The 17,354-nt window shown below is 65.7% G+C and carries 14 protein-coding genes and 1 tRNA gene; 8 read left to right on the forward strand and 7 right to left on the reverse strand.

Annotated elements, in window-relative coordinates:
- Positions 1-1,985 (reverse strand): phosphoribosylformylglycinamidine synthase (gene purL, locus Q0L94_RS07700; protein ID WP_296752073.1); only part of this gene is annotated, 1,985 nt, incomplete at its 3' end.
- 178 nt (positions 1,986-2,163) lie between these two features.
- Here purL and map point away from each other — a divergent pair.
- Both map and Q0L94_RS07710 read left to right on the forward strand, forming a co-directional pair.
- Positions 2,164-2,979 (forward strand): type I methionyl aminopeptidase, encoded by an 816-nt coding sequence (gene map, locus Q0L94_RS07705; RefSeq protein ID WP_011805500.1) that lies wholly within the window; start codon positions 2,164-2,166, stop codon positions 2,977-2,979.
- Positions 2,980-3,038: 59 nt separating this feature from the next.
- Entirely contained in the window at positions 3,039-5,693 is a 2,655-nt protein-coding gene (locus Q0L94_RS07710; RefSeq protein WP_296752084.1) for a [protein-PII] uridylyltransferase, read from the forward strand.
- A 58-nt stretch (positions 5,694-5,751) separates the two neighbouring features.
- On the opposite strand, the gene def is transcribed toward Q0L94_RS07710, so the two are convergent.
- The gene (gene def / locus Q0L94_RS07715) at positions 5,752-6,291 is read right to left on the reverse strand and encodes a peptide deformylase (RefSeq protein ID WP_287925452.1); all 540 of its coding nucleotides are present in this window, start codon (positions 6,289-6,291) and stop codon (positions 5,752-5,754) included.
- A gap of 96 nt (positions 6,292-6,387) precedes the next feature.
- On the opposite strand from def, the gene Q0L94_RS07720 reads away from it, so the two are divergent.
- The 5 genes from Q0L94_RS07720 to Q0L94_RS07740 all read left to right on the forward strand — a co-directional run bounded on the left by Q0L94_RS07720 (position 6,388) and on the right by Q0L94_RS07740 (position 8,688).
- Positions 6,388-6,816, forward strand: coding sequence for a YbaN family protein (locus Q0L94_RS07720; protein ID WP_296752089.1), 429 nt, complete (start codon positions 6,388-6,390; stop codon positions 6,814-6,816).
- A gap of 73 nt (positions 6,817-6,889) precedes the next feature.
- Positions 6,890-6,965: transfer RNA gene (locus Q0L94_RS07725), tRNA-Asn, on the forward strand.
- Between the two features lie 115 nt (positions 6,966-7,080).
- The gene (locus tag Q0L94_RS07730) at positions 7,081-7,347 is read left to right on the forward strand and encodes a FaeA/PapI family transcriptional regulator (protein ID WP_296752092.1); all 267 of its coding nucleotides are present in this window, start codon (positions 7,081-7,083) and stop codon (positions 7,345-7,347) included.
- Positions 7,348-7,468: 121 nt separating this feature from the next.
- Positions 7,469-8,008, forward strand: a complete 540-nt coding sequence (locus tag Q0L94_RS07735; RefSeq protein ID WP_296752095.1) for a hypothetical protein — start codon at positions 7,469-7,471, stop codon at positions 8,006-8,008.
- Between the two features lie 278 nt (positions 8,009-8,286).
- Positions 8,287-8,688 carry a DUF4124 domain-containing protein gene (locus tag Q0L94_RS07740; protein WP_296752097.1) on the forward strand — a complete coding sequence of 134 codons (402 nt, stop codon included), beginning with the start codon at positions 8,287-8,289 and terminating at the stop codon, positions 8,686-8,688.
- A 19-nt stretch (positions 8,689-8,707) separates the two neighbouring features.
- On the opposite strand, the gene Q0L94_RS07745 is transcribed toward Q0L94_RS07740, so the two are convergent.
- The 3 genes from Q0L94_RS07745 to Q0L94_RS07755 all read right to left on the reverse strand — a co-directional run bounded on the left by Q0L94_RS07745 (position 8,708) and on the right by Q0L94_RS07755 (position 13,129).
- Positions 8,708-9,139, reverse strand: a complete 432-nt coding sequence (locus Q0L94_RS07745; RefSeq protein WP_296752099.1) for a type II toxin-antitoxin system VapC family toxin — start codon at positions 9,137-9,139, stop codon at positions 8,708-8,710.
- 216 nt (positions 9,140-9,355) lie between these two features.
- Complete coding sequence (locus Q0L94_RS07750; RefSeq protein WP_296752101.1) at positions 9,356-12,361, reverse strand: EAL domain-containing protein; 3,006 nt, start codon at positions 12,359-12,361, stop codon at positions 9,356-9,358.
- 375 nt (positions 12,362-12,736) lie between these two features.
- Entirely contained in the window at positions 12,737-13,129 is a 393-nt protein-coding gene (locus tag Q0L94_RS07755) for an HIT family protein (protein WP_296752103.1), read from the reverse strand.
- A gap of 182 nt (positions 13,130-13,311) precedes the next feature.
- On the opposite strand from Q0L94_RS07755, the gene Q0L94_RS07760 reads away from it, so the two are divergent.
- Positions 13,312-13,968, forward strand: coding sequence for a phosphoribosyltransferase family protein (locus Q0L94_RS07760; protein ID WP_296752105.1), 657 nt, complete (start codon positions 13,312-13,314; stop codon positions 13,966-13,968).
- A 222-nt stretch (positions 13,969-14,190) separates the two neighbouring features.
- Here the strand turns inward: Q0L94_RS07760 and Q0L94_RS07765 are convergent, their stop codons facing one another.
- Both Q0L94_RS07765 and Q0L94_RS07770 read right to left on the reverse strand, forming a co-directional pair.
- Positions 14,191-15,384 (reverse strand): HlyD family efflux transporter periplasmic adaptor subunit, encoded by a 1,194-nt coding sequence (locus tag Q0L94_RS07765; protein WP_296752107.1) that lies wholly within the window; start codon positions 15,382-15,384, stop codon positions 14,191-14,193.
- A gap of 14 nt (positions 15,385-15,398) precedes the next feature.
- Positions 15,399-17,354: ABC transporter permease (locus tag Q0L94_RS07770; protein ID WP_296752109.1), on the reverse strand; the 1,956-nt coding region annotated here is incomplete at its 5' end.

The raw sequence follows: 17,354 nt of genomic DNA on the forward strand, positions 1-17,354 counted from the left end.
CGCTTGGAGGCCACCGTGGGGTGGGCCAGCACCTCGATCACGGCCTTCTCCAGCGGCAGGCCGTCCACGTTCAGCGGCGCGAAGCTGCGCTGCACGCTGGTCACATCGCGGTGCATCTTGGGCGGCTTGCCCAGCAGCACGTCCATGGGCATGTCCACAGGAAATTTCTGGTCGCCCGACGTGACCGCCGTGTCTTCCAGCACCAGTTGGCGCTCCTCGGTGGCCGTGCCGATCACGGCAAACGGGCAGCGCTCGCGCTCGCAGAAGGCCGTGAACTGCGCCAGCGACTCGGGCGCGATGGCCAGCACATAGCGCTCCTGGCTCTCGTTGGACCAGATTTCCTTGGGCGCCAGGCCGGACTCCTCCAGCGGCACGGCGCGCAGGTCGAAGCGCGCGCCGCGGCCCGCGTCATTCGTCAGCTCGGGGAAGGCGTTCGACAGGCCGCCCGCGCCCACGTCATGGATGGCCAGGATGGGGTTGTCCGCCCCCTGCGCCCAGCAGTGGTTGATGACCTCCTGCGCACGGCGCTCGATCTCGGGGTTGCCGCGCTGCACGGAGTCGAAGTCCAGCTCCGCCGCGTTGGTGCCCGTGGCCATGGAACTGGCGGCGCCGCCGCCCATGCCGATGCGCATGCCGGGGCCGCCGAGCTGGATCAGCAGCGTGCCGGCGGGGAACAGGATTTTTTGGGTGAGCCGCGCGTCGATCGTGCCCAGGCCGCCCGCGATCATGATGGGCTTGTGGTAGCCGCGGATGATGGCGCCCTCGCCCGTTCCGACCACCTGCTCGTATTCGCGGAAGTAGCCCGTCAGGTTGGGCCGGCCGAACTCGTTGTTGAACGCGGCGCCGCCCAGCGGCCCCTCGGTCATGATCTGCAGGGGGCTGGCGATGTGCTCGGGCTTGCCCACCTCGCTGCCCCAGAGCTTGGACACGGTGAAGCCCGTGAGGCCCGCCTTGGGCTTGGAGCCGCGGCCGGTAGCGCCCTCGTCGCGGATCTCGCCGCCCGCGCCGGTGGAAGCGCCGGGGAATGGCGAGATGGCCGTGGGGTGGTTGTGCGTCTCCACCTTCATCAGCACATGGTGGGTTGCACTACGCTTTTGATAGCTTGGAGCGCTTACCTGTTGGGCGAAAGACTCGAATTTGGCGATGAATTGCTCGACCTCGCTGCCTTCCATGATGGAGGCGTTGTCGGCATAGGCCACCACGGTATGCTGGGGCGACACGGCTTCGGTGTTGCGGATCATGCCGAACAGGCTCTTGTCATGCGCCACGCCGTCGATGGTGAACTGGGCGTTGAAGATCTTGTGGCGGCAGTGCTCGCTGTTGGCCTGGGCGAACATCATCAACTCCACGTCGGTGGGGTTGCGCGCCAGGCCTGTGAAGGCGTTGACCAGGTAGTCGATCTCATCGTCGGCCAGGGCCAGGCCCCAGGCCTTATTCGCAGCCTCCAGCGCCGCACGCCCGCCCTGCAGCACGTCCACGAAGGCCATGGGCTCGGCCTGCAGCTCGGTGAACAGGCGCTGCGCCTCGTCCAGCGTGGTGACCACCGATTCCGTCATGCGGTCGTGCAAGAGCGCCGCAACCTGCTGCAGCTGCTCGGTGCTCAACTCGGGCTTGCCACCCAGCAGGCCGCCCTTGAGGCTGATGCGGTATTCGGTGATGCGCTCGATGCGGCGCACCGCCAGGCCGCAGTTGTGGGCGATGTCCGTGGCCTTGGACGCCCAGGGCGACACCGTGCCCAGGCGCGGAGTGACATACAGCACCATGCCGTCCCGCGGGCCGGCGTATGGGTCGCCGTAGGTCAGCAGAGCGGCCAGGCGCTCACGCGCGGCGGCATCGGGTGCGGCGTCGCCGGCCACCAGGTGCACGAAGCGCGCCGCAATGCCGTCGATCTTGGGATGAATGGCCGCCAGGGCGGGTTGCAGTTGCTGGGCGCGGAAGGTGCTGAGGGCATTGCCGCCCTCCAGCGGGGTGATGTGCAAGGTCACGGTAGCGGCCTGTGTGGTGGCAGAAAGAGGCGTTTCGCCCGCTGGTTGAGGCAGCCGCTGAATGGGGCCGCCGCGCCGGCAGCGCGTGTTGGTGGGAGCCCGCTATTTTAGCCCGCGGCACCCGCCCTTGCCCGCCCCGCGCCCACAGGGGGCAAAGGCCGATGGGATAATTTGCGCCATGAGCATCACCATCAAAGACGCGCAGGGCATCGCCGGCATGCGCGAGGCCTGCCGCCTGGCGTCCGAAGTGCTGGACTACATTGCCCCACACATCAAGCCCGGCATCACCACCGCAGAGATCGACCGCCTGGGCGCGGAATGCATGGCCGCCCAGGGCACCGTGTCCGCCACCATCGGCTACCAGCCTCCGGGCTACCCGCCCTACCCCGGCCACCTGTGCACCTCGGTCAACCATGTGGTCTGCCACGGCATTCCAAACGACAAGCCGCTCAAGAAGGGCGACATCGTCAATGTGGACGTCACCGTGATCACCAAGGACGGTTGGTATGGCGACAACAGTCGCATGTACCTCATCGGCGAATGCTCCATTGCCGCCAAGCGGCTGTCGCAGCTCACGTTCGAATCCATGTGGCTGGGCATCCAGCAGGTCAAGCCGGGCGCGCGCCTGGGCGACATCGGCCACGCCATCCAGAAGTTCGCCGAGGGCCACGGCCTGTCGGTGGTGCGCGAGTTTTGCGGCCACGGCATCGGCCAGAAATTCCATGAGGACCCGCAGGTGCTGCACTATGGCCGCCCCGGCACGGGCGAGGAGCTGGTGCCCGGCATGACCTTCACCATCGAGCCCATGCTCAACCTGGGCAAGCGCGACATCAAGGAGCTGGGCAAGGACGGCTGGACCATCATCACCAAAGACCACAGTCTGTCGGCGCAGTGGGAACACACCGTGCTCGTGACCGAGACCGGCTACGACGTGCTGACCCTCTCCGCCGGCTCCCCCGCGCTGCCGGCCTTCGTCACCGCCACCACGACCTGAGCCAGGCCGCCGCGCCCAGAGCGCCGCAAGGCATGCACGGTTCTTGCTAAACGTCCTCCATGCCTTCCATCCCCCCCTGCCCCCCCGCCACTGCACCGGATCTCGCGCAGCTGCATGCGCTGCGCGACGCCTACCGCCAGGACAAGGCCGCCCTGCTGGCGACCCTGCGCGCGCCCGGAGCGTCCACGCGCGGCGTGCGCAGCCTGCTGCATCGCCTCTCGTCGCTGACCGACGGCCTGCTGTGCCGGCTGTGGGACCGCGCGCAGTTGCCTGAAGGCATGGCGCTGGTCGCCGTGGGGGGCTACGGACGCGCACAGCTGTTCCCTTATTCCGACGTGGACGTGCTGCTGCTGCTGCCAGACGGCATGAGCGTGGCCGCGGGCCATGCAGGTGCGGCGCCCTGCACACCGATCGAGACCTTCATCGGCAGCTGCTGGGACGCGGGGCTGGAGGTTGGGTCCAGCGTGCGCAGCGTGGCCGAATGCCTGAGCGAGGCCGCCGCCGATGTGACGGTGCAGACATCGCTGCTGGAAGCGCGCCTGCTGTGCGGCAACGCCGCGTTGTTCGATGCGTTCCGCCAGCGCTACGACGCGCAGATGGACCCGCGCGCCTTTCTGGTCGCCAAGACGCTGGAGATGCGCCAGCGCCATACGAAATACGAAAACACCCCCTACGCGCTGGAGCCCAACTGCAAGGAGTCGCCCGGCGGCCTGCGCGACCTGCAGCTCATCCAGTGGGTGGCGCGCGCCGCGGGCCTGGGGCGCAATTGGCGCGAGTTGGCGGCCAGTGGCCTGGCCACACCGTTCGAGGTGCAGCAGATCGAGCGCAACGAGGCGTTGCTGTTCCTGATCCGCGCACGCCTGCATGCGCTGGCCGGCCGGCGCGAAGACCGCCTGGTGTTCGATCTGCAGACCGCCGTGGCCGAGACCTTCGGCTACCGCTCCACCGCACCGGACGGCCAGCGCCTGGCGATGCGTGCCAGCGAGACGCTGATGCGCCGCTACTACTGGGCCGCCAAGGCCGTGTCGCAGCTGTGCCAGATCCTGCTGCTGGGCATCGAGGAGCGACTGAACCCCTCCACGCATGAACTGCGTCCGATCAACCCGCGCTTCTTCGAGAAGGCCGGCATGATCGAAGTGGCCAGCGACGACCTGTACGAAAGAGAACCCCACGCCGTCCTGGAAACCTTCCTGCTCTACGAGACCACCGTAGGGCTCAAGGATCTGTCGGCACGCACGCTGCGAGCGCTCTACAACGCGCGTGGCGTGATGGACAGTGAATTCCGGCGCGACCCCGCGAACCGCGCACTGTTCATGCAGATCCTGCAGCAGCCCGCAGGCATCACGCACGCCATGCGGCTCATGAACCAGACCTCCGTGCTGGGCCGCTACCTGTGGCCCTTCCGGCGCATCGTGGGGCAGATGCAGCATGACCTGTTCCATGTCTACACGGTGGACCAGCACATCCTGATGGTGTTGCGCAACGTGCGGCGCTTTTTCATGGCCGAACACGCGCATGAATACCCGTCGTGTTCACAGCTCGCCGCAGGCTGGGACAAACCGTGGATTCTCTACATCGCTGCGCTGTTCCACGACATCGGCAAGGGGCGCGGCGGCGACCATTCACAGATCGGCGCGCAGGAAGTGCGGCGCTTTTGCCGCCAGCACGCGGCGCACGGCATCACGCGCGAGGACGCGCGGCTCATTGAATTCCTGGTGGCCGAGCACCTCACCATGAGCCAGGTGGCGCAAAAGCAGGATCTGTCCGACCCCGACGTGATCGCCGCCTTCGCGCGCCGCGTGGGCAACGAGCGCTACCTCACCGCCCTGTACCTGCTCACCGTGGCCGACATCCGCGGCACCAGCCCCAAGGTGTGGAACGCCTGGAAGGGCAAGCTGCTGGAAGACCTGTACCACGCGACGCTGCGCACCCTGGGCGGGCGCGCACCCGACGCCGCCGCCGAGATCGAGGCGCGCAAACGCGAAGCGCTGGTGCTGCTGGCATTGGCCTCCCAGCCCCACGAGGCGCACAAGAAGCTGTGGGATTCGCTGGACGTGAGCTATTTCATGCGCCACGAGGCGGCGGACATCGCCTGGCACACCCGCCACCTCTCGCGCCACGTGGGCGCCGGCAAGCCGGTGGTGCGCGCACGCCAGTCGCTGGCGGGCGAAGGCCTGCAGGTGCTGGTGTATGCGCCGGACCAGAGCGACCTGTTCATGCGCATCTGCGGCTACTTCGACCGTGCGGGCTTTTCCATCCTGGATGCGCGTGTGCACACCGCCAACAACGGCCATGCGCTGGACACCTTCCAGGTCGTTGCCTCCAGCCAGCCAGGCGCCTACCGCGAGCTCATTCACATGGTCGAGAACGACCTGCTGCGCGCCATCGAAGACCCGCGGCCGCTGCCCGAGCCTACGCGCAAGCGCGTGTCGCGTCGCGTCAAAAGCTTCCCCATCGCGCCGCGCGTCACGCTGCGCCCTGACGAAAAGGCCCAGCGCTGGCTCATCAGCATTTCCGCCAGCGACCGTGCCGGCCTGCTGTACCTGGTGGCGCGCGTGCTCTCGCGCCACAGCCTCAGCGTGCAGTTGGCCAAGGTGAGCACGCTGGGCGAACGGGTGGAGGACGTGTTCCTGGTGCAGGGCCCGGAGATGCAGAACAACGCGCGACAGATCCAGATCGAGACCGAGCTACTGCAGGCGCTGGCCGATCAATGACTATGATTTCGATAGCTGCTTGCGCTTGCCACAAGGGCGCTACAGCCTGATTGAGCGCTCAATCGTCTTCTACCGCACCAATCTCCGGAAACAACACCTCCGTGTAACCGAACTGCGTGAAATCGCGCACGCGCATTGGGTAGAGCTTGCCGATCAGGTGGTCGCACTCGTGCTGCACTACCCGCGCGTGGAAACCTTCCGCCACACGGTCGATAGGCGCGCCCAGCAGGTCGACGCCGCGGTAGTGGATGCGCGCAAAGCGCGGCACCTTGCCGCGCAGGCCCGGCACGGACAGGCAGCCCTCCCAGTCCTCCTCCTCTTCGGCGCCCAGCGGCGTGATCACGGGATTGATGAGCACCGTGGGCGGCACGATGGGGCGGTCGGGATAGCGCGGGTTGCGCTCGCCGGAGCCGAAGATCACCACCTGCCAATCCTCCCCGATCTGCGGTGCTGCCAGGCCCGCGCCGTTCACGGCCTGCATCGTCTCGCGCATGTCGTTCACCAGTTGGTGCAGCGCGGGCGTATCGAATGCGGTAACGGGTTGGGCCACCCGCAACAGTCGCGGGTCGCCCATCTTCAGGATGGTGCGGATGGTCATGGTGGGTCTGCGGGCTGCAGCCGCCAAGCGCAGGGCATGGCGAAAGGCATGGCGGCGTCCCTGCCTTGGAGCATAACGCCCGGCAACACCTGCACAATGGCAGGCATGTCTCCGCCGCCCGAGCCACTGCCGCCCGTCCCTGAGCAAGCGCCCCTGCCCGCGCTGGCGCGCTGGCTCTTGCTGGTGTTTGCCGCACTCTGCCTGGCGATGGGGGTGATCGGCATCGTCGTGCCGGGCCTGCCCAGCACGGTGTTCATCCTCATGGCAGGCTGGGCGGCCGCGCGCAGTTCGCCGCGCCTGTACCGCTGGCTGTGGTTTCACCCGCTGTTCGGCTCCATGCTGCGCAACTGGGCCAACGGCGGACGCGTGAGCCGCCATGCAAAGTGGAGCGCCACCTTCCTGATGGCCCTGTGCGCGCTGGTGCTGTGGGTGGTGCATATCCCGCGCTGGGCGTCCATCAGCGCGGTGGTCAGCATGGCCTGCGTACTGGTGTGGCTGTGGCTTCGCCCTGAGCCGCAGCGCTGACATCGCCCTTCGCATCCCTTGCACAGCACAGCGTCAAGGCGGCACTTTTTTATGTATATAATCTAAGTCTTGTTCCTCGATAGCTCAGTCGGTAGAGCGCCGGACTGTTAATCCGTAGGTCCCTGGTTCGAGCCCAGGTCGGGGAGCCAGACATAGCAAGCACTCAGGCCATCCTTCGGGGTGGCCTTTTGCTTTTTCCTGTTTCTGTATTGGCTCGGGGCTCGCCATGGATCGCGCGCTGATCAACACGTCAAAGGAATCAAGATGCAGACAGACCAAATCCTAAGCCACCTGAAAAAACATGGGCAGCTACTCGATCTGGAGATAGCGTCGGCAACCGGGATTGCACTGGTTCAAGTACGCAAGTCGCTGGCTGACTTGACGGCACGCGGCGAAATATCCCGGTGCAGCGTCACCCACTTCAATGGCGACAAGCGTGTTGATGGTTTTCAGTGCAGGATTTCGGGCTATGTACCACCCGCCGCGCCAGGCCGAAAGGCCGGGCCTAGCAAAAGCGTCTCGCCAGACTAGAAACGGGACAGCCATGAAGGATGGCTCGGAGTGATGTCCTGGCGGTCCAGGAGTCCAGCGGGTGATCCCTTCAGCGAGGGGTGATCCCAGTGGGTTTCAACCAGCTTAAGGAGCAATATCAGTGACCAACGCACAACGCCGGGCCGCATTGCTCGCCAGCCGCAAGGCCGAAATGGATTCGTCAAGCAACGACAGCAAGCCAACACCCAAGCCCAGCAGCGTATTCTGCCCCCATGAGGCTGGTGCGTATTACCTTGCTGACGTGAATACGGTCGGCACGTTCAAGATGTTTGCCAGGGACCGCAAGCCGCCCGTTTACACCTACGACATCATTACCGTTCACTTTGAATTGAATCCTGACACCGGTACATGGATCTGGTTTGACGGCAAGAAAAATCAATTCCCGCGCAAGGCTCAGGATGGTTGGCGTCTTGGCAGCAGAAAGTTGCACCACACACGCGAAGGCGCAGAGGCCGAGGTGCAGTGCGCGATGGCCAAGAACGGCGACCGGGTGACCAAGGTGCATGACCTGCCCGACGATATGACTGCGCTGAAAAAGATCCGTAGCACCCACCATCCGGACCGCAACCCCGATGCCGACCAGGACCTCTATCAGGCGGTAGTCGAGAAACTGGACAGGATACGTGCGCTGGCCCAGTGAGCCATACTGAAACATGACAGGGTCTAAAACCATGCAAGAGACTCAGCCCAACAATCCGCTCCACGGTGTCACGCTTGAACAGTTATTGAACGGGCTGGTTTCTGGCTTTCATGAGTCATCATCAGCAAGTTTCAGGAATTACTCCTGAGGATTTCTGCTGCCAAGACAATCCAAGGCATTCGGCTACAATGGCCGGACGAATAAGACTTCAAGCCGAAGCGTTGCCAGGTGGGGGCGCCACCGGAGGAAACCAATAAGAACAGCAGAAGAAGAACGACATGAAGACCTTACTTATCCCCCTGCTCGCTCTCGCCACCTCGCCGGCGGTTGCCGACGTCTACCGATGCACTTCTGGCCACAAGACCGTCTACCAGGATGTACCGTGCGCGAACGCCAAGCTGGTTGAAAATCCAAACGGCCTGCCGCCATCTCCTGCCGAGCAGAAGAAGGCTTTTGACAGAGCCGCAAACGACCAAGCGGCTCTGGCTCGCCTTCGCCAGCAACGCCAAATTGAAGAACAGATGGCTTCACGCCATCAGGCGGTTTCAACCGTCCCTATCGCCCCCGCCGCGCCGTCTTATCAGCCCAACAACACCTCTGGACGGCCGGACAGATACTACGATCGGCCAGACAGGTACCGCGATCGCCACACAGAGAGTTACACGACGAACCGTCGCTAAACGTGGCACCCTTTGGCCACTAATTTTTAATGCCTCGGCTGGCGTGGACCTTCATGAGCTTGGCCGCATGCAAGAGCCCTTCGTCCAGGGTGTACAGCATCTTTGCGCTGATATTGCTGGCAATGGCAAGGTGCAACGCATCACCCGCCCGCAGCTTGGTGGCGAAGTGCTGGACGCACTCTTTGGCCTGCTCGTAGTCCACAACACTTGGCGCCACGACCTGGAATGAGTCAGCCACCAGTTCATCGAACTGGCCGATGGCCAACAGCGCGTCAGACTCCACGAAACCGCCCATCCTGACTTCGCGCGCGATGAGGCTGGCGAACTCGACGCGGGTCCAGTGGCTCACGTACAGTTCCCCCACCGGGAGCTTGGCGAAAAAGGCCTCGATTCTGGCGCTGGCGACTTCTTCGAGGATGAGCGGCGCCAGGAAGCTGGTTGTGTTGGTCATATAGTAGCGTACGGGGGTGGGCAGCAAATCGATCAGTTGCTCATCCCGGCTGCTTGAAGCCGGGAGGCGAGCTGTCCTGCATGTTCATGCCAGGGATTGCTTCCAGGCCAGACGTTCGTTGCTGGCGACCCCGAATCACCGATTCGGGGGCCTTGGAGGGGCGAATGCCGGGCAGCAAGGCGTTGTCTCGATAGCCATTCGAAAAGCAGAGCTTGTTCAGGGATTCCCCGGCGTCTCGGAATAGCGCGCCAGAATCAGCGAACCGGCAGCTTCCGCCGCAAGCGGCGGCGAGAAACGATAGCCCTGCACCTTGCGGCAGCCCAGCGCGATCACGCGTTCGAGTTGCCCGTCGTTCTCCACGCCTTCGGCGATCACGCCCATGTTGAAGTTGCGGGCGATGGCGATGATCGTCGACACCATCTCCACGTCCTCGATCCCCGGGGTCAGGCGATTGACGAAGGCGCGATCGATTTTCAGCGCATCGAAGGGGAAGTTCTGCAAGTAACTCAGCGATGAGTAGCCGGTGCCGAAATCGTCGACATAAAGATGCAGTCCGCGCGCCTTGAGATCGAGCAGGATTCTGTGCGCGGTTTCGCGATTGTGCACCAGCACGCTTTCGGTGATTTCCAGAGCCAGGCAATGCGGCTCGACGCCGGTCGCGGCGATCGCCGCGTCGATCCGTTCCACCAGGTTAGGCTGCAGGAACTGTTTGGCGGACAGGTTGACGCTCATATACAGGTCCGGCCGTTGGGGAAAATCCCGACGCCACGCCTGGAGTTGGCGGCAGGCTTCCGTCAGCACCCAATGGCCGATGTCGTTGACGAGCCCGGTCTCTTCCGCCAACGGGATGAACTCGGCCGGCAAGACCAGGCCGCGCTCCGGGTGCTGCCAGCGCACCAGGGCTTCGAAGCCGAGCACCTCGCCGCGGACTGCCTCGACGATGGGCTGGTAATGGACGCGCAATTCTTCGCGTTCCACTGCCCGCCGCAGTTCCGATTCCAGCGTCAATTGCGCCACGGCGCGCAGATGCATGCGTTCGTCGAACAAAACCGTGTGCCCCGTGCCCATGGATTTGGCGCGGTACATCGCGGTGTCGGCGTCGCGCAGCAGGTCGGCGGCGTTGTGGCCGTCCTGTGCGCCGACGGCGATGCCGATGCTCGCGGAAATAAAGATCTCGCGGCCTTCGAGCATGATCGGCGGCTGCAGCACCGCGTGCAGCCGGTCGGCTACGCGCAGCGCGTCGGCGGGTTCCGCCACGTCTTCGAGCAGAATCGTGAACTCGTCGCCGCCCATGCGGGCGACCGTATCCTCGGGCCGCATGCAGGCACGGATACGCTCGCCCGCTTCGAGCAGCAGCTGATCCCCCAGCGTATGGCCGAGGCTGTCGTTGACCGTCTTGAAGCGGTCGAGATCCAGGTAGAGTACGGCGCAGCGCAACGCCGGGTGCCGTTCGCCGTGGCGCAGGCGCTGTTCCAGGCGGTCCATGAACAGGGTCCGGTTCGGCATCCGCGTCAGGCCGTCGTGATAGGCGTGGTAGCGCAGCTGCTGTTCGGTCTGGTGGCGCTGGATCATGCCGCCGACGGCGTGCGCGGCGGCAGTGATGAACTGCAGTTCCGCCGGCGTCTGCCGATGGTGTGCGTCCACATAGAGGTTCAGCACGCCCAGCAACTTCTCGTCGAACAGGATGGGGGCGCAATAGTGTCCGTGCTCCGACATGCCGGGGTAATGGACCTCGTGCCGGTCGTCGACGCAATCGACAAACAGCAATTCCTGGGTCGCTGCCGCCCGCCCGCACAGACAATGGCCCATCTCGACGGTATCGCAGGCCTGCACGATGCTCGCGGACAATTTGTGTCGAGCGGCCATGCGCAGCTTTCCGGATGCCGCGTCGGCCAGGAAGATGCTGCCGGTCCCGTGCAGGGACAGCCAGGGCGTCGAGAGAATCAGTTCCAGCGCAAATTGCAGACGCTGCTCGAAGGGCGCCGGACGCATCGAGGTTTCCAGCAATTCCGCCAGGATCCGCTGCGTGTGATAGTCCCGATTGATCTTCTCCTCCGCCGCCTTGCGCTCGCCGATGTCGCGCACGTAGGCGCTGAAGCAGGAGGTCCCGGCGGCATCGATGCGGGCGATGAAGATTTCGATGGGAAACTCGTGGCCGTCGCGGTGCAGGCCGGTCAGTTCGATGCGGCGGCCGATCAGCATTGCCGCATCGTTTTCCAGACTGTGCCGCAGGCCCGCTTCGTGCTGGGCGCGGAAGCGCTCCGGGATGATGGTTTCCGAAAGTGAGCGGCCCAGCACCTGGGTGCGCGGCCAGCCGAACGTCCGCTCGGCCTGGAGGTTCCAGTCGACGATCTCGTTTCTCGCATTGATCGCGACGATGCCGTCGAGCGAGGCGTCGAGGATTGCGCGCGTGCGGTCCTGGTGCGCTTTCAACGCATCGTGGACAGCGCCGTTCTCGTCGATCCGGCGCCGCATCTGGCGGGCAGCAGCGCCGATGCCGAGCAGGCCAAACAGCCAGAGCCCGCCATGACCCGACGCCAGCGCGCTGACGCGCCGGTCGGCGGCCGCATTGAGCGGAGCGAGCGGCACCGACACGCTGACGCCGCCGGCCAGGTCGCCTTCCCGATACCCCTGCTGGATATGGCAGGCCAGGCACTTCCCCTCCATCCTCATCGGCCGGATCAGGCGCAGATAGGGGGCCGCATCGATTTCGGCGACGCCCGTGACCTCTTCGACCCCCTGCTGGAACTGCGCCAGCGCCTTCGCCTCCCAGGGATCGGGCCGGTTCTGCGGATTGATCGGTCTGAGACCGCTCAGATGGCTGCGCACGCGATGGGGCCCGGCAGCGAGCTCGTTGAACTGGCGCACCATCAGCGCCGGATTGATGAGCGTCAGCAAGCGTCCGGAGGGTGTGAGCACGTCGCGTTCCGGCAAATCGGCCACATAGGGGTCGACCGGATTCTCCAGGGTGACGGGCACGTACACGCCGCCATGCCGGGAGGCCCAGTTGCGGAAGGCCCGGTCCTTGAAGAAATTCGCCCGCAGTTCGACCCGCGCCTGTTCGAGCACCAGTTCGCGCACCTGCACGATGTTCCAGGCCAGGGACAGTATGGCCACCAGCGTCCAGAACACCGCCAGCATGATCGTCCACGGCACCACCGGCACCCCGCTGGTGCGGGCCGCCGCGGCACGACTGCCGTTGTCCGTTACCGCTACGTCCATCGTCCAGTGTCCAGTCGCTAGTGTCGTGACTCGGAAATATCGCAACATGAAACGGCGTCTTTTTCCGCATGGCGGCGTTGCGCGTCGTTGCCATAGAGCCGGCTATGTCGCCCACCCGCAAGGGGTAGGCCGTGGTTGTAAAGCCGATAAATCGGCAACAACCACGCTCTCCTCGCGCCTTGCCCTGCAAAAAAACCCATCCGTTTCATTCCGTTCCCCTATTTCCGAGTCACGACACTAGATTGATTCCCCTATTGCGACAAAAACACTGATGACTTTAAGGTTTTACCCACCGCCCTGCGGCCGCATGCGTGCAAACCGCATGCCGGCAGGCTGTCCGAGGCGGCCGGCGCGCGGCCGGACAAGCGGCCTTTTTCAGGCCCAGTACTTGGCCTTGTCCGGCAGCACCCAGCGCACGCCGCCGCGCGGATCTTCCTTGTCGCCGCGGTAGCGCGGGATCAGGTGGATATGCAGATGCGGCACGGTCTGCCCGCCGGCCTGGCCATGGTTGATGCCGATGTTGTAGCCGTCCGGCTGGTGGTGCCTGTCCAGCAGGTCTTTTGCCTGCGCCATCATCTTCAGCAGGGCGGCCTGCTCGGCTTCGCTGGCCTCGAACAGGGTGGCGAAATGGCGGCGCGGAATGATGACGGTGTGGCCGAGCGAAACCGGAAAGCCGTCCCGGTAAGCGACGGCAAGCTCGTCCTCGGCAAGGATGCGGTGGCGGTCAAGATTGCAAAATGGACAGGGTTTGGAATGGGATGGGGACATGCTCTGGGTGTACTCGTCTTGCGGTCGGAAAATGGGGGCAACAGGCCGGGCGGGCACCTCTTTTGAACCGAGTGTAACCGATGCGGCCGGCCGGTTCAGCCGCTCAGACAGCCCCCACCACCAGCCCCCAAGGCCATCACTCCGCCTAAAATAAAAAAACTGGAAACGAACAAGGGGGTGCCATGCTCTTCGCCAATCGTCATCAGGCCGCCGACCGGCTGGCGGTCGCGCTGGCGGCCTACAAGGGCCAGCATCCGCTGATCCTCGCCATCCCGCGCGGCGCGGTGCCGATGGGACTGCGGCTGGCCCAGGCGCTGGACGGCGAGCTCGACGTGGTGCTGGCGCGCAAGCTGCGCGCGCCGTTCAATCCGGAGTTCGCCATCGGCTCGATCGACGAATCGGGCTGGAGCTATATTGCCGACTACGCCGAATCCGTCGGCGGCACGCCGGCCTACCTGGCCCAGGAGAAGCAGACCCAGCTCGATACCATCAAAAAACGCCGGACGCAGTACACCCCGCTCAGGCCGCCGATCGACCCGGCCGGGCGCACCGTCATCGTGATCGACGACGGGCTGGCCACCGGGGCGACGATGATTTCCGCGCTGCATGCGCTGCGCGCGCAGAAGCCGGCGCGCCTCGTCTGCGCGGTGCCGGTGGCGCCGCCGGATACGCTGGAGAAGATCCGGCCCTACGCCGACGAGATAGTGTGCCTGCAGGCACCCGCGTTATTTCAGGCGGTCGGGCAGTTCTACGCCGACTTTCCGCAGGTCGACGACGAAGAGGTGATCGAGATTCTCCGACAGGCGGGACAGGCCGACAGCAACATCCGCAAGGGATAGCCCCCTGCAGGAGCACCCGCAAAGGGTAGGCCGTGTTTGTAAACCGCTAAAGCGGTAACAACCACGCACCGGCGCCTCGCCGCGATTTTCGTACCCATGCAAAGCGCCAAGGCATCGGCCCTGGTACCCAAAGAACGGGCATAAAGGCGGGCCTCCTACAGCCGGCGCCTTGATGCCCTCCGGGTATTTATGCCCTCTGGGTATTCACCGCGATTTTCAGGCTCAGCGCGGTTTCACCCGCACGCCGTCCTTGATCGTCTCGTCGGGGTGCGCGACCACCTTGTCGCCGGCCGCAAGTCCTGACAGCACCTCGGTGGCGAGCCCGGCGCGCTGACCGAGCTCGACCGGCGCCAGGCGTGCGCGGCGGCCATCGATCACGAACGCCGCCCAGCCCTCGCCCTGCCGGAACAACGCGCTGGTCGGCAGCTGCAGCACGTCCTGCCCTTCCCACAGCACGAAGCGCGCCTCCACCCGGTAGCCGTCGCCGAGGCGCGCCCACGCCTCGCGCGGCGCGGCGAAATCGACGATGACGCGCACCCGCTGCTCCTCGACGCCGAGCGCCGAGATCTTGGTGAAGCCGCTCGGCTCGACCACACGCACGCGGCCTTCGACCGGGCGCTCGCCGCCCCAGCGGTCGAGGATCACCTTCGAGCCGGGCGCAATCTTCACTGCGTGGGTCGACAGCACCTCGACCTCGATTTCCAGGCTGGCGGGATCGCCGATATCGAGCAGCGGCTGCCCGGCCGTCACTGCGCCTTCGCTTTCGTGCAGCAGCTTCAATACGTGGGCGGCAACCGGTGCGCGCACCGGCATCTGCTCGGTCGTGCCGCCAGCCTGCAGCCGGTCGGTGCTGGCGACCGCCGCCTGCGCCGTCGCCAGGTCGAAACGCGCCACCCGCACCGCGTGCTGCACCGCGGCCTCGGCGGCGCGGGCGCGGGTTTCCGCGGTGCGCGCGCTGTCGAGTGCCTGAGCGGAGACGAAATTCGATTGCCGCAGCGCTTCAACGCGGGCGCGCTCCTGCTGCGCCAGCTGCGCTGCGGCACTGGCGGCGCGGGCATTCTCCTGCGCGGCGGCGAGCGCGGCCTGAGCGGCGCGCGCCTGCGCCTGCGCCTGCGCACGGGTGCGCGGATCGAGCGCCACCGAACGCGCCGGCTCGATCACCGCGACCACCTGCCCGGCGGCGACGGCATCCCCGGCCTTGAGGTCGATGCGGCGGAGATAACCCGCCACCGGCGCCGACACGGTATAACGCTCGCGCACCCGCGTCTTGCCCTCCTCCTCCACCGTCACCGCCAGCGGCGCGCGCGCCGCTTCGGCGACGTCGACCGGCACCGCGCGCGGCATGAAGCCAAGTGCGAGGCCCGCCGCCACTACGGCGGCGGTCGCCAGCATTCCGATTTTTGCGCGCAGCCGCATGTTTCTCCGTTGCCCTATTCGCGAGTTTTCAATACCGCCACCAGATCGAGCCGGCCGAGGCGATGCCACAGCAGCAGGCCGGACAGCAGTGCGGAGACGATGATAACGGAGGCGCCCATGGCATAGTTTTGCGGCGTCAGGATCAGCGGCAGCCGGTACAGCTCGCTCTGGAACGCCACCACCAGGATGCCGACCAGGCCGATGCCGACCACGAAGCCGGCCGGGATCGCCGCCAGCGTCAGCAGCGCCAGATCCCCCAGCAGGATATAGGCGATCTCGCCGCGGGTGAAGCCCAGCACGCGCAGGCTGGCAAGCTCGCGGCCACGCTCGGACAGGCTGATGCGCGCGCTGTTGTAGACCACGCCGAAGCCGATCGCGCCGGCGAGCAGCGTCGCCACCAGGTTGTAGAACAGGATGAACTCGCCGATGGTGGCGTAGAAGCTCTGCACTGCCGCCTTGTTGGCGACCATGCCGAGCACGCGCGGGCGCTCGTGCAGATCCGCGTAGAGCCGCGCCTCGGCGCCTGGCTGTACCGCGAGGTAGGCGCCCGAGACCGTGTTGCCCTCGCGCATCAGGGCGTTGAGCGAGTCCTGCTGCATGTAGGCCGACACCCCGAGATACTGTTTGGTGATGCCGAGCACCGGAACCTGCCGCACCGGGCGGCTGCCCTCCAGCACCTCGATCGTCAGCAGGTCGCCTGGCTTCACGTGCAGGATCTCGTTCGCCAGGTGGTCGGTGAGTACCACGCCGCCCGGCGGCACCGCCACCGGCTGCAGCTGGCTGTCGAGCGAGCGGTGCAGCCGGCCTTCGGGCTGGATGCCGAAGACGGCCGCACGATGGCGGTACTGCCCGAAACGCAGGATCGCCGGGACGTCGCGGTAGCCCTCGACGTGGTCGACGCCGGGCAGTGCGGCCAGCTCATGCAGCGCGCGCCCCGAAGTCGGCTCGATGAAGGTGAGTGCCAGATCCTCGCGCGCGGCCTGGCGGAACTGCACGTCGACCATGAAGTCGATCGCGCCCTTCTGGTAATTGCCCACCATCATCAGCCCGCAGGCGCAGGCGATCCCCAGGATGGAGAGCAGCGACTTCACCGGGTGCCGCCCGATGTGGCGCAGCACCATGCGCGACGGCGCGGCGAGCCAGCGCGCAAGGCCGAGACGCTCGAACACACTGACATGGTAGGCGAGCGGGGTCTCCGGGCGCATCCCTTCCGCGGGCGGCAGCCGCACCGCACGGATCACCGACAACAGTGTGCCGCTCACCGCAGCGAAGGCGGAGATCGCAAGCGCGATCAGGACGACCCCGGCGCGCAATTGGTAGTCGAGATAGGGAAAGCGAAAGCTCGTCTCGGTGTAGACGTGCGCCAGCCCCTGGCCGAACCAGGCGCCGAGCGCAAGGCCCGCCGCCGCCCCGAGCACCGCCATCAGCAACACCAGTTTGACGTAATGCGCGCCGATCGCGAGATAGCTGTAGCCGAAGGCCTTGAGGATGGCGATCTGGTCGCGCTGCAAGGCGATCAGCCGGCTCAGGACGACGTTCAGCAGGAAGGCGGCGACGCCGAGGAAGATTGCCGGAAACACCGTCGCCATGGTCTGCAGCTGCTTCAGCTCTTCCGACAGGAAACGGTTGGAAAACTGGTCGTCGCGGCCGTAGGCGCCGGTGCCGCCGTAGGTCGCGAGCACGGCGTCGACGCGGTCGATCACGTCCTGCTCGCGGGCGTCGCGCGCGAGCGTGAGGCTGATCTGGTTGAACGCGCCCTCCATGTCGTAGGCAGCGGCGAGTGCGCTGCGCCCCATCCACAGCACGCCGTAGCGCTTGAAGTCGGGGAACATCGCGCCGGGCGCGATCTGGTAGACGTATTCCGGCGACACCGCGACGCCGACCACCGTCAGCCGCTTGCGCTTGCCGTTGATGATCGCGGCGAGCGTATCGCCCGGCTGGAAACCGTGGGCATCGGCGAAGGTGTCGGA

Source organism: Thiobacillus sp. (genome assembly GCF_024708915.1).

Coding starts and splice junctions, on each gene's coding strand:
- map (WP_011805500.1), top strand. CDS start 2,164: ATGAGCATCACCATCAAAGACGCGCAGGGCATCGCCGGCATGCGCGAG.
- Q0L94_RS07710 (WP_296752084.1), top strand. CDS start 3,039: ATGCCTTCCATCCCCCCCTGCCCCCCCGCCACTGCACCGGATCTCGCG.
- def (WP_287925452.1), bottom strand. CDS start 6,291: ATGACCATCCGCACCATCCTGAAGATGGGCGACCCGCGACTGTTGCGG.
- Q0L94_RS07720 (WP_296752089.1), top strand. CDS start 6,388: ATGGCAGGCATGTCTCCGCCGCCCGAGCCACTGCCGCCCGTCCCTGAG.
- Q0L94_RS07730 (WP_296752092.1), top strand. CDS start 7,081: ATGCAGACAGACCAAATCCTAAGCCACCTGAAAAAACATGGGCAGCTA.
- Q0L94_RS07740 (WP_296752097.1), top strand. CDS start 8,287: ATGAAGACCTTACTTATCCCCCTGCTCGCTCTCGCCACCTCGCCGGCG.
- Q0L94_RS07745 (WP_296752099.1), bottom strand. CDS start 9,139: ATGACCAACACAACCAGCTTCCTGGCGCCGCTCATCCTCGAAGAAGTC.
- Q0L94_RS07750 (WP_296752101.1), bottom strand. CDS start 12,361: ATGGACGTAGCGGTAACGGACAACGGCAGTCGTGCCGCGGCGGCCCGC.
- Q0L94_RS07755 (WP_296752103.1), bottom strand. CDS start 13,129: ATGTCCCCATCCCATTCCAAACCCTGTCCATTTTGCAATCTTGACCGC.
- Q0L94_RS07760 (WP_296752105.1), top strand. CDS start 13,312: ATGCTCTTCGCCAATCGTCATCAGGCCGCCGACCGGCTGGCGGTCGCG.
- Q0L94_RS07765 (WP_296752107.1), bottom strand. CDS start 15,384: ATGCGGCTGCGCGCAAAAATCGGAATGCTGGCGACCGCCGCCGTAGTG.